At 52.3% G+C, this 12933-nt stretch carries 8 protein-coding genes; 2 read left to right on the top strand and 6 right to left on the bottom strand.

The features are described 5' to 3' along the window. Nucleotides 1-103 precede the first annotated feature (103 nt). A complete protein-coding gene (locus OGY72_RS12380; RefSeq protein WP_063940947.1) occupies nucleotides 104-928 on the top strand; it encodes a MurR/RpiR family transcriptional regulator in 825 nt (274 codons plus the stop codon). Between the two features lie 55 nt (nucleotides 929-983). Here OGY72_RS12380 and eno read toward each other — a convergent pair whose 3' ends face one another. The 5 genes from eno to rlmD form a co-directional block, all read right to left on the bottom strand. Continuing rightward, nucleotides 984-2282: a phosphopyruvate hydratase gene (gene eno / locus OGY72_RS12375; RefSeq protein ID WP_003034129.1), complete on the bottom strand. Its 1299-nt coding sequence runs from the start codon at nucleotides 2280-2282 to the stop codon at nucleotides 984-986. 87 nt (nucleotides 2283-2369) lie between these two features. Continuing rightward, nucleotides 2370-4007: a glutamine hydrolyzing CTP synthase gene (gene pyrG, locus OGY72_RS12370; protein ID WP_003034127.1), complete on the bottom strand. Its 1638-nt coding sequence runs from the start codon at nucleotides 4005-4007 to the stop codon at nucleotides 2370-2372. A 224-nt stretch (nucleotides 4008-4231) separates the two neighbouring features. Next, nucleotides 4232-5023: a nucleoside triphosphate pyrophosphohydrolase gene (mazG, locus tag OGY72_RS12365; protein WP_003825693.1), complete on the bottom strand. Its 792-nt coding sequence runs from the start codon at nucleotides 5021-5023 to the stop codon at nucleotides 4232-4234. A gap of 130 nt (nucleotides 5024-5153) precedes the next feature. Continuing rightward, the gene (gene relA / locus OGY72_RS12360; protein WP_003825690.1) at nucleotides 5154-7388 is read right to left on the bottom strand and encodes a GTP diphosphokinase; all 2235 of its coding nucleotides are present in this window, start codon (nucleotides 7386-7388) and stop codon (nucleotides 5154-5156) included. A gap of 100 nt (nucleotides 7389-7488) precedes the next feature. Next, on the bottom strand, nucleotides 7489-8787 hold the full coding sequence (gene rlmD / locus OGY72_RS12355; protein WP_008785684.1) for a 23S rRNA (uracil(1939)-C(5))-methyltransferase RlmD: 1299 nt from the start codon (nucleotides 8785-8787) through the stop codon (nucleotides 7489-7491). A gap of 57 nt (nucleotides 8788-8844) precedes the next feature. Here rlmD and barA point away from each other — a divergent pair, with 57 nt between their 5' ends. Next, nucleotides 8845-11601 (top strand): two-component sensor histidine kinase BarA, encoded by a 2757-nt coding sequence (barA, locus tag OGY72_RS12350; protein WP_286547808.1) that lies wholly within the window; start codon nucleotides 8845-8847, stop codon nucleotides 11599-11601. A 178-nt stretch (nucleotides 11602-11779) separates the two neighbouring features. Here the strand turns inward: barA and OGY72_RS12345 are convergent, their stop codons facing one another. After that, complete coding sequence (locus tag OGY72_RS12345) at nucleotides 11780-12922, bottom strand: glycerate kinase (protein WP_286547807.1); 1143 nt, start codon at nucleotides 12920-12922, stop codon at nucleotides 11780-11782. Nucleotides 12923-12933: the final 11 nt, after the last annotated feature.

The raw sequence follows: 12933 nt of genomic DNA, 5'->3' as shown, positions 1-12933 counted from the left end.
ATCATCAAAATCCAGGAAGCCGATCATACTTTTTTAAAATGACTGGCATCTCTCCCCTGCTTTCCGCCACACTATCAACAGAGAAACGCATTAAGGATTTTGCATGTCAGAAAATGAAAACCTGCTGCTGAGATTGCGCCAGGGCGTTGACGGATATAGCCGAACACAGCAGAAGCTGGGAGAGTTTGTGCTCAGCGATCCGGCAAAAGTTGTCTACCTGACGATTACCGAACTGGCGCGTGAAAGCGACACCAGCGAGGCGAGCGTCACACGTCTGTGCCGCGCACTTGGGTGTAAGGGTTATAACGAATTCAAAATGGCGCTGGCACTCGATCTCCAGCAAGGACAGCCGGTAGAGCACAGCGGGGATGAAATTGACAATGTGGTCAATGAATCCGTACAAGCGTTGCAGGACACAGCAAAATTACTCGACAGGACATTACTGGAATCCGCCGCTTTGGCACTGCATCAGGCCCAGTCGGTACAGATTTATGGCGTAGCGGCCAGCGCTATTCTGGGGGAGTATTTACATTACAAACTCCTGCGCCTCGGCAAACCTGCACAATTGTTCAGTGACATGCATCGTGCAGCCATGAACGCCACAACGCTTAACAAAGACACGCTGGTGGTAGCGATTTCCAGTTCAGGTTCGACGCGCGATCTACTGCATGTCGTTAAACTGGCGCGTAAGCAAGGCGTGCGCGTACTGGCGTTAAGTAATACGCCGCGCAGCCCGTTGGCTTCGCTGAGCGATATTCAACTGGTCGCAGCCAAACCAGAAGGTCCGTTGAGTGCTGGCGCGCTAAACGCCAAGGTGGGAGTGATGCTGTTGGTAGAGCTACTGACTACGTCGCTGATTGCTCTGGATGAAAAGTACAGTGATGTGAGCCAGCAAACCGCCAGCGCAACCCTTCCTCTACTGCTTTAAGGGCATAAAAAAACCCGCCGCAGCGGGTTTTTACGTTAAGAGTTAAAGAACAGGATTACGCCTGACCTTTGATCTCTTTACGACCGTTGTACGGTGCTTGTTCACCCAGAGCTTCTTCGATACGAATCAGCTGGTTGTACTTAGCAACGCGGTCAGAACGGCTCATAGAACCAGTTTTGATCTGGCCTGCAGCGGTACCAACAGCCAGGTCAGCGATGGTAGCGTCTTCAGTTTCGCCAGAACGGTGAGAGATGACAGCGGTGTAGCCAGCGTCTTTCGCCATTTTGATCGCAGCCAGAGTTTCGGTCAGAGAACCGATCTGGTTGAATTTGATCAGGATGGAGTTAACGATGCCTTTTTCGATGCCTTCTTTCAGGATCTTGGTGTTAGTTACGAACAGATCGTCACCAACCAGCTGGATTTTGTCGCCCAGTACTTTAGTCTGGTATGCGAAACCGTCCCAGTCAGACTCGTCCAGACCATCTTCGATGGACACGATCGGGTACTGTTTGGTCAGTTCTTCCAGGAAGTGAGTGAATTCTTCGGAGGTGAATGCTTTGTTGCCTTCGCCAGCCAGAACGTATTTACCGTCTTTGTAGAATTCAGAAGCTGCACAGTCCATCGCCAGGGTGATGTCTTTGCCCAGCTCGTAGCCAGCTGCTTTAACCGCTTCAGCGATTACAGCCAGAGCTTCAGCGTTGGAACCCAGGTTCGGCGCGTAGCCACCTTCGTCACCAACTGCAGTGTTCATACCTTTAGCTTTCAGAACTTTAGCCAGGTTGTGGAACACTTCAGAACCCATACGAACGGCTTCTTTCAGAGTCTTAGCGCCAACCGGCTGAATCATGAATTCCTGGATGTCGACGTTGTTGTCAGCGTGCTCACCACCGTTGATGATGTTCATCATCGGAACCGGCATGGAGTATTTACCCGGAGTACCGTTCAGTTCAGCGATGTGTGCATACAGCGGCAGGCCTTTTGCAGCTGCTGCTGCTTTGGCGTTCGCCAGGGACACAGCCAGGATGGCGTTTGCACCGAAGTTGGATTTGTTTTCAGTACCGTCCAGATCGATCATGATCTTGTCGATGCCAGCCTGATCTTTAGCATCTTTACCCAGCAGAGCCTGAGCAATTGGGCCGTTAACAGCTGCAACAGCTTTCAGTACGCCTTTACCCATGAAACGGGATTTGTCGCCATCGCGCAGTTCCAGTGCTTCGCGGGAACCAGTAGAAGCACCTGACGGAGCTGCTGCCATACCAACGAAACCACCTTCCAGGTGTACTTCGGCTTCAACAGTCGGGTTACCACGGGAGTCGATGATTTCACGACCGATGATTTTAACGATTTTGGACATTAGATTTTCCTCAGTACAAGTTAAACTAAAACTCCAGACAAACAATGCACCCTAATGGGTGCATTGCCGTTCTAACTTATTTACTTCTTACTTCGCCTGACGCTTCTGATGTTCACTGGCGGCTTTCACAAAGCCGGCAAACAGCGGGTGCCCATCACGTGGCGTGGAAGTAAATTCCGGGTGGAACTGACAGGCCACGAACCACGGATGATTCGGTACCTCAATGATCTCGACCAACTGATCATCACCGGAACGGCCTGCAATACGCAGACCCGCAGCTTCAATCTGTTTCAACAGCATATTGTTGACTTCATAACGGTGGCGATGGCGTTCAACAATTGTCGGCGCGCCGTACAGTTGACGAACCAGGCTATCGTCGCTCAACTGACACTGCTGCGCGCCAAGGCGCATTGTGCCGCCCAGATCGCTCTTCTCTGTACGGACTTCGACGTTGCCGTCTTCATCGCGCCATTCGGTAATCAGGGCCACCACCGGGTACTTACAGTCTGGCACAAATTCCGTGGAGTTGGCGTTGTCCATACCCACTACGTTACGTGCAAACTCAATCAACGCAACCTGCATACCCAGGCAAATGCCCAGATAAGGAATATTGTTCTCACGCGCAAAACGCGCCGTCGCGATTTTACCTTCAACACCGCGGTAGCCGAAGCCGCCAGGGATCAGGATTGCATCAAGACCTTTCAGGATCTCAACGCCACGCGTTTCGACATCTTGCGAATCGATCAGCTTGATGTTGACGGTGACACGATTCTTCAGACCACCGTGCTTCAGCGCTTCGATAACTGACTTATAGGCATCCGGCAGTTCAATGTACTTGCCGACCATACCGATAGTCACTTCGCCTGCCGGATTCGCTTCTTCGTAGATAACCTGTTCCCATTCTGACAGATTAGCTTCCGGACAGTTCAAGCTGAATCGTTTACAAATATAATCGTCAAGGCCCTGAGATTTCAACAGGCCCGGGATTTTATAGATGGAATCGACATCTTTCAGAGAAATCACCGCTTTTTCCGGAACGTTACAGAACAATGCAATTTTTGCACGTTCATTAGCCGGAACTGCGCGATCGGAGCGGCAAATCAGGATATCTGGCTGAATACCGATAGAAAGCAGCTCTTTTACAGAGTGCTGAGTCGGTTTAGTTTTGACTTCACCTGCCGCCGCCATGTACGGAACCAGCGTCAGATGCATAAACAGCGTGTGCTCACGGCCAATTTCTACGGCCATCTGGCGAATCGCTTCAAGGAACGGCAGAGATTCGATATCCCCAACGGTTCCGCCGATTTCGACCAGAACAACATCATGACCTTCACCGCCTTCCAGAACGCGCTCTTTAATGGCATTCGTGATGTGCGGGATAACCTGAACTGTTGCGCCCAGGTAGTCGCCACGGCGTTCTTTACGCAGAACGTCGGAGTAGATACGACCCGTAGTGAAGTTGTTGCGGCGGCTCATTTTGGTACGAATGAAACGCTCATAGTGACCCAGGTCCAGGTCGGTTTCAGCGCCGTCTTCGGTAACGAACACTTCCCCGTGTTGGATTGGGCTCATAGTACCTGGATCGACGTTGATGTACGGATCCAGTTTCATCATGGTTACATTGAGGCCACGGGCTTCAAGAATGGCTGCCAGGGAGGCTGCGGCAATGCCTTTTCCCAGAGAGGATACGACCCCGCCGGTCACAAAAATATAGTTCGTTGTCATGCTGGACCTGAGAAGTTAGGGTGAAACGATGGAATTACCAAGACGGGAAAGTAGTATACCCGAACATGACGAGCGCCACAAACTTTCATTATTCCTCCTCTTCACCAGGCTCACATTAACATCGGGAGTGAGAAAATAGCCCCTTTGGGGTAAATGTTTTTGACGTAAATCAAGCGCTTGTTATTTAAAAAATCACACAAATCGCCCTTGACCGACGAAATCCCTTAGAGATCAATTTCCTGCCGTTTTACCTGTTGCCAGACTTCTTCCATAGTTTCCAGATCAACACCAGTCATTTCCAGACCGCGCGAAGCCACAATTCGCTCAACTTCACGAAAACGCCGCTCAAACTTCTCGTTCGCTTTCTGCAATGCGGTCTCTGCTTTAGTGCCTAAATGCCGGGCCATATTGACCGTAGCAAACAGCAGATCGCCCATTTCCTCCTCCAGTTTAGCCTGGTCGACAACAGCCTGCTTAGCCTCAAACATGACTTCGTCGATCTCTTCGTAAACCTTGTCGACAACCGGTCCTAATGTTTTCCAGTCGAAGCCAACATTTGAGCAGCGTTTCTGGATTTTTTGGGCGCGCATTAATGCCGGTAAACTGCGGGGAATATCGTCGAGTGCGGAATGCTGTGCCTTCTGGGCGCGTTCTTCACTTTTGATTTTTTCCCAGCGGGTCAAAACCTCAGTACTGTTACTGGCAGAAACATCAGCAAAAACATGTGGATGACGGCGTTCAAGCTTATCGCTTATCGCAGCACAAATATCATCAAAGTTGAAGCGTCCTTCTTCCTGCGCCATCTGGGCGTAAAACACCACCTGGAACAGCAGGTCGCCCAGCTCTCCGCGCAGGTCGTCAAAGTCTTCACGCGCAATCGCGTCCAGCACTTCATAGGTTTCTTCGAGAGTGTAAGGAGCAATAGTGGAGAATGTCTGCTCTTTGTCCCACGGACAGCCGTTTTCCGGGTCGCGCAGGCGCTGCATAATACCGAGCAGTCGGTCGATTTGATTCATTGGAATGTCCTGAAATTTCAATATAGTAGACCGGATAACGCGACAACCGACATCCGGCAACATAGCAATGCCTGATGGCAACGCTAACGCGTCTTATCAGGCCTACAAGGTTATCCGGCCTACAAAATCATTAATTACCGTGCAAGCGACGTGCGTCGATCACATCCGGTACCTGGTTCAGCTTGCCGAGCACGCGCCCGAGCACCTGCAGGTTATAAATTTCGATGGTCATATCGATGGTGGCCAGCTGTTGTTTGGTATCACTTCGGCTGGCAACTCCCAGCACGTTCACCTTCTCGTTGGCGAGGATCGTGGTGATATCACGTAACAAGCCGCTGCGATCGTTGGCCTGGACGCGAACCACCAGCGAATACCCTGCCGAGTAGCTTTCGCCCCAGACCGCATCAACAATACGTTCCGGCGCATGGGAGCGCAGCTCAGCCAGCTGTTCACAATCCGCCCGGTGCACGGAAATACCGCGTCCCTGGGTAATAAACCCGACAATCTCATCGCCTGGAATCGGCTGGCAGCAGCGGGCGATGTGGTGCATCAGGTTACCTACCCCTTCCACCACCACACGACCGTCGTCTTTACGACGACTCTGCGGTGCCTGCGTTTTCTGCTGAAGCTGTTTCAGTGCGGCGGCATCCTGTTCGGCAGCGCTTGGCTTATTAAACTGCGCCTGCAGGAAGTTCACCATTTGGTTGAGGCGGATATCTCCCCCACCAATCGCCGCCAGCAACTCGTCCAGCTCATTGAAGCTGTAGCGCGGTAGCAGGTGTTTTTCCGCCTCTTTCAGGCTGATGCCTAAATGCGCCAGCTCATCGTCGAGGATCTGGCGACCTGCAAGGATGTTCTTATCGCGGTCCTGTTTACGGAACCAGGCGTGGATCTTCGAACGCCCACGACTGGTGGTTACGTAGCCAAGGTTAGGGTTCAACCAGTCGCGGCTTGGGTTTGGCTGTTTCTGGGTGATAATTTCAATTTGATCGCCCATCTGCAGCTGGTAGGTAAACGGTACAATGCGCCCACCAATTTTCGCGCCAATGCATCGATGCCCCACATCGCTATGAATGTGGTAAGCAAAATCGAGCGGCGTGGAGCCCGCAGGTAAGTCTACAACGTCGCCTTTTGGCGTAAAGACGTACACGCGGTCATCAAAGACCTGGCTACGGACTTCATCCAGCATTTCACCGGAATCCGCCATCTCTTCCTGCCAGGCAATCAGCTTACGCAGCCACGCAATGCGATCTTCATGACCAGAACGCGCCGCGCCTGAAGCGGTACCCTCTTTGTACTTCCAGTGCGCCGCGACGCCCAGTTCGGCATCTTCGTGCATCTGTTTGGTACGGATCTGAATTTCGATGGTTTTCCCGCCCGGCCCCAGCACAACCGTATGGATTGACTGGTAGCCATTGGGTTTCGGATTAGCAACGTAATCATCGAACTCATCCGGCAGATGGCGATAGTGAGTATGTACTATCCCGAGTGCGGCATAGCAGTCCTGTAAACGCTCTGCCACGATACGCACTGCGCGTACATCGAACAGTTCATCGAAGGCTAACTGCTTTTTCTGCATTTTGCGCCAGATACTGTAGATATGCTTCGGACGTCCGTACACTTCAGCTTTGACGCCTTCCGTTTTCATCTCTGAGCGCAAATGACCGACGAACTCATCAATGTAATGTTCCCTGTCGATACGTCGTTCATGCAACAGCTTGGCTATGCGTTTGTATTCAGCCGGGTGCAGATAACGAAAGCAATAATCTTCCAGCTCCCATTTTAATTGCCCGATTCCCAAACGGTTGGCCAGCGGCGCATAAATATTGGTGCACTCTTTTGCCGCCAGAACGCGTTCATCTTCCGGCGCGTCTTTCACTTCACGCAGATGGGCAATCCGCTCTGCCAGCTTGATGACCACACAGCGGAAGTCATCTACCATTGCCAGCAGCATGCGGCGGACGTTATCGACCTGCTCGGAAGAAACTGAATCGGTATGCGTGGCTTTAAGCTGGCGTATCGCCGCCATATCACGCACACCGTGGATAAGATGAACAATAGATTTGCCCACGCTCTCGCGCAGGATGTCTTCACTGACCACGTTGGCATCAGCCAGAGGGAACAGCATTGCTGCACGCAACGTGTCGATATCCATGCTCAACATAGAGAGAATTTCTACCATCTCCACGCCACGCCACAGCAGCAGATCCGCATCCGGATGCCCCTGTGTCTGCTGGAGGCAGTACGCCCAGGTTTCGGCTAAGCGTTCACACGACTGCTGGCTGGAGATCCCCAGACTCGCGATCCATTTCTTTGGATCAAACTCACCAGCTTTATTTATATGTGCACTTCTTACCGCAACCATTGTCCTCTCCTTAAGGGGCCAGGCCTGTCGAAGTCGACAAGCCCTACCCATTGTCTTTCATGCTGCATTACAACCCGAAATCCAATGGGTACAAAATTCATTACAAACGCTCAAACAGGACCATTGATTCCAGGTGTCCAGTGTGCGGAAACATATCGAGCATCGCCAGTCGCCGTATGGCGTATCCAGCGTTGAGCAAAGCATCGCTGTCACGAGCCAGCGTTGCTGGGTTACAGGATACATAAACAACGCGTATAGGTTCTAATTTTATAATATGTTGCATCACACCTGCAGCCCCCGCACGCGCAGGATCGAGCAATACTTTGTCGAATCCGTTTTTCGCCCACGGCTGTCGGGTAACATCTTCCTCAAGGTTTTCATGAAAGAATGTCACATTGTGTAATCCGTTATTCAGCGCGTTTTCTCGGCCTTTTTCCACCAACGCAGGAACACCTTCCACACCAACCACGCTTGCTGCCCGAGTTGCCAGCGGTAGGGTAAAATTGCCCATGCCACAGAACAAATCGAGTACACGATCTTCAGGTTGTACATCGAGCCATTCCAGCGCACGGGCGACCATTTGTTGGTTTACCCCTTCATTGACCTGAATAAAATCGCGCGGGCTGAAGGTTAACCGTAGTCCATTTGAGTCATACCAGGGCGATTCTTCTGATATTGATTCCAGTATCTCGCTTTGCGGGGCCAGAAACAAAGACAGCCCCTGAGAATGCGAAAAGCATTCCAGTTTTTCTTTATCCGCAGCACTCAATGGCGCCGTGTGGCGCAAAATCATCAGGGTTCCGCTTCCCGCCTGTACCAGCTCAACATGGCCTAGATGGCGTAACCCTTGCAGACTTTCCAGACACGCTCTGAGATGGGGCAATAACGCCTCAAGCTGGGGCACCAAAATAGGGCATTGTTTGACATCGATAATGTCGCTGGAACCGGATTTGCGAAACCCCATCTGCAATTTTTGTTCTTTTGGCCGATAGTTCAGGCTCAAACGTGCGCGACGACGATAGCCCCACGGGGCATCAGCTATAACATCCGACACCTCACATTTCATTAAACGCGACAACGCCGCGCTTTTGCTACGCTGCTGCAATGAGATGCTGGCATGCTGCTGCTGGCAACCGCCGCACACGCCAAAATGCGGGCAACGTGGCACTTCACGCTGTGGGCTGTCGTTTAAACGTCGTTTTACTTGCGCGCGGGCAAACTGTTTTTTATCTTCGGTAATCACCACCTCGGCGCTTTCCTGGGGTAGCAATTCCGGTATAAACAACGCCTTTCCGTTATGGCGAGCGACGCCCTGACCAAAAGGATCGAGGTCATTGACGGTAACGGTTATGATCTGACGCGTCGTCACGCGTCGTTTTGCAGAGTAGAATTGCGCCATCGACGAGATATTTCTCTATTTAACAGTGTGACCCTAATTGTCCCATAACGGAACTCCATGACCAACTACAGCCTGCGCGCACGCATGATGATTCTGATCCTGGCCCCGACCGTCCTGATAGGTTTGTTGCTCAGTATCTTTTTTGTTGTGCATCGCTATAACGACTTGCAGCGTCAACTGGAAGATGCTGGTGCCAGCATCATTGAACCACTCGCGGTCTCCAGCGAATATGGCATGAACCTGCAAAACAGGGAATCCATCGGCCAGCTTATCAGCGTGCTGCATCGTCGCCATTCCGATATCGTGCGGGCAATTTCTGTTTATGACGAAAATAACCGACTTTTCGTCACCTCTAATTTTCATCTCGATCCGTCTGAAATGCAGTTGGCGACCGGTTCACCGTTTCCCCGTAAGCTGAGCGTCACCCGGCACGGGGATATCATGATCCTGCGAACCCCTATTATATCGGAAAGCTATTCACCGGATGAATCCGCCGTAAGCGACGCCAAAAACACCAAAAATATGCTGGGGTATGTGGCGCTTGAGCTGGACCTTAAGTCCGTACGATTGCAGCAGTACAAAGAGATCTTTATCTCCAGCGTAATGATGCTGTTTTGTATTGGTATTGCGTTAATTTTCGGCTGGCGTCTTATGCGCGACGTGACCGGCCCGATTCGCAATATGGTGAATACCGTTGACCGAATACGTAGAGGACAGCTCGACAGCCGCGTGGAAGGTTTCATGCTGGGCGAGCTGGATATGCTTAAAAATGGCATCAACTCGATGGCGATGTCTCTCGCGGCTTACCATGAAGAGATGCAGCACAACATCGATCAGGCCACCTCTGACCTGCGCGAAACGCTAGAGCAGATGGAAATTCAGAACGTCGAGCTGGATCTGGCGAAGAAACGCGCCCAGGAAGCGGCACGTATTAAGTCTGAGTTTCTGGCAAACATGTCCCACGAGCTGCGAACACCGCTGAATGGCGTGATTGGCTTCACCCGTCTGACGCTAAAAACCGAACTCAACACCACACAGCGCGATCACCTGAATACCATTGAACGCTCAGCTAACAATCTGCTGGCCATCATCAATGATGTACTCGACTTCTCCAAACTTGAGGCGGGCAAGCTGATTCTGGAAAGCATTCCGTTCCCGCTGCGCAGCACGCTGGATGATGTCGTCACACTGTTAGCACATTCATCCCATGATAAAGGGCTTGAGCTGACGCTGAATATTAAGAATGACGTACCGGACAACGTCATCGGTGACCCGTTGCGTTTACAGCAGGTGATCACCAATCTGGTCGGCAATGCCATCAAATTTACCGAAGGCGGCAACATCGACATCCTGGTCGAGAAGCGAGCCCTTAGTAACACGAAAGTGCAAATTGAAGTACAAATCCGCGATACCGGGATCGGTATTCCTGAGCGCGATCAATCCCGTCTGTTCCAGGCCTTCCGCCAGGCGGATGCCAGTATTTCCCGGCGTCATGGCGGAACCGGGCTAGGCCTGGTCATTACGCAAAAACTGGTCAACGAAATGGGTGGGGATATATCCTTCCACAGCCAGCCGAACCGGGGCTCCACGTTTTGGTTCCATATCAGCCTCGATCTTAACCCTAATGTTCTCGTTGACCGCTCAACCACGCTCTGCCTGGCCGGTAAACGACTGGCCTACGTCGAACCTAACGCCACCGCCGCACAATGCACGTTAGATATATTGAGTGAAACACCGCTGGAGGTGATTTACAGCCCTTCATTCTCCGGGCTGCCGAAGGATCACTACGATATTCTGCTGCTCGGCATTCCGGTCACTTTACGCGAACCGCTCACCATGCAGCATGAGCGGCTGGCAAGCGCAGCGGCGATGACCGACTTTTTGTTACTGGCCCTCCCTTGCCATGCGCAGATTAACGCCGAGAAGTTAAAACAGGGCGGCGCGGCGGCGTGTCTGTTGAAACCTCTCACCTCAACCCGCTTACTGCCTGCGCTGACAGAGTATTGTCAGCTGAACCACAGCGCGGATCCGCTTCTGTTAGACGAGAGCAAAATCGCGATGACCGTCATGGCGGTAGACGACAACCCGGCGAACCTCAAGCTGATTGGCGCATTGCTGGAAGATAAGGTCCAGCACGTCGTGCTCTGCGACAGCGGGCATCAGGCGGTGGATCGCGCCAGACAAATGCAATTTGATCTGATCCTGATGGATATTCAGATGCCTGATATGGACGGCATTCGCGCTTGTGAACTTATCCACCAGCTTCCTCATCAACAGCAGACACCTGTCATTGCGGTCACCGCACACGCCATGGCCGGGCAGAAAGAGAAGCTGCTCAGCGCCGGGATGAACGATTACCTGGCGAAGCCTATCGAGGAAGATAAGCTGCATAATCTGCTGTTACGTTACAAACCGGGTGCAGGCTCATCGCTTCGGGCACTCACCGCAGAACCTCTTGAGCCAGTCGTCAATCCGAACACGACGCTCGACTGGCAACTGGCATTAAGGCAAGCCGCGGGTAAGAACGATTTGGCGCGGGATATGCTGCAAATGCTGATCGATTTTCTGCCTGAGGTGCGTAACAAAATCGAAGAGCAACTGGTCGGAGAGAACCCCGAAGGGCTAGTGGATATGATTCACAAGCTGCACGGCAGTTGCGGTTATAGTGGTGTCCCCCGCATGAAAAACCTGTGTCAGCTCATTGAACAACAGCTACGCAGTGGAACCAAAGAAGAAGAGCTGGAACCTGAGTTTTTAGAGCTTCTGGATGAGATGGACAACGTTGCACGCGAAGCGAAGAAGTTGTTAGGGTAATATTCGCCGGATGCGGCGTAAACGCCTTATCCGGCCTACAGGTTTCACTGTTTACCGTAGAGCCGATAAGCGTCGTGCATCGGTCAGTAAACGCCTTCTCCGGCCTACAGGTTTCGCTGTTTACCGTAGGCCCGATAAGCGTCGCGCATCGGGCACATCGCCGAATGCGGCTAACAACTCAGCGTAATTGCTGCCCTGCTTTAAGCGTTGCGGCTACGTTTCGCGCCGTCATTCGTACGTTGTCGCTCGCGTTCTTCAGCGCCTCATCCAGGGTACAAATGGAGTAGATGACGCTGAAAACCGCATCCAGCCCATGCTCATGGACCACACCGACATCCGCCGTCAGGCTACCGGCAATGCCAATAACCGGTTTGTTGTAACGCTTTGCGACTTTCGCCACGCCAACCGGAACCTTACCGTGAATAGTCTGGCTGTCGATTCGCCCTTCACCCGTCACCACCAAATCCGCATCCTCAACGCAGGCGTCGAGGTGTAACGCATCCGTTACTATCTCAATACCGCAGCGTAGCTGTGCGCCGCAAAACGCATAGAGTGCCGCCCCCATACCACCAGCAGCGCCACCGCCGGCCAGATCCAGCACGTTGACGTCCAGATCGCGGGCAATGAGTTGCGCATAGTGCGTGAGCGCCCGATCCAGGCGGGTAATCATCTCCGGCGTCGCCCCTTTTTGCGGACCAAAAACCGCAGATGCGCCCTTTTTTCCAGTCAACGGGTTGGTCACATCGCAAGCAACTTCAATACGGCACCCGGCAAGACGGCTGTCTAACTGAGAAATATCAATCCGGGACAGAGATTCCAGACCGATTCCGCCTTGCGCAATTTCGTTATTTTGCGCATCCAGCAGTTTTGCTCCCAGCGCTTGCACCATCCCGGCACCGCCATCATTGGTGGCGCTACCGCCAATCCCAATGATGATATGTTCAACGCCAGCGTCCAGCGCATGACGGATTAACTCCCCGGTTCCCCAGGATGTCGTTTTCAGCGGATCGCGTAACCCCACAGGAACCTGTTCCAGTCCGCTGGCGGCCGCCATTTCGATAAACGCCGAGCGCTCATCACCAGATAAACCATAAAATGCCTGAATTGTGTTGCCCAAAGGGCCGGTAACATCAACATGCACAAGGTGACCTTGCGTTGCGGCAACCATCGCTTCGACCGTTCCTTCACCGCCATCTGCAACCGGAATCTTCACGTAATCCGCATCGGGCCAGATCTCACGAAACCCCTGCTCTATAGCCGTTGCCACCTCAAGCGCACTCAAACTTTCCTTATAGGAATCTGGTGCGATTACTATTTTCATAAAGCATCCTT

Source organism: Citrobacter sp. Cpo221 (assembly GCF_030332345.1).
GTDB lineage: Bacteria > Pseudomonadota > Gammaproteobacteria > Enterobacterales > Enterobacteriaceae > Citrobacter > Citrobacter portucalensis.
Note: the sequence above shows the minus strand (reverse complement) of the source record. Positions and strands in the feature narration are given on the sequence as shown.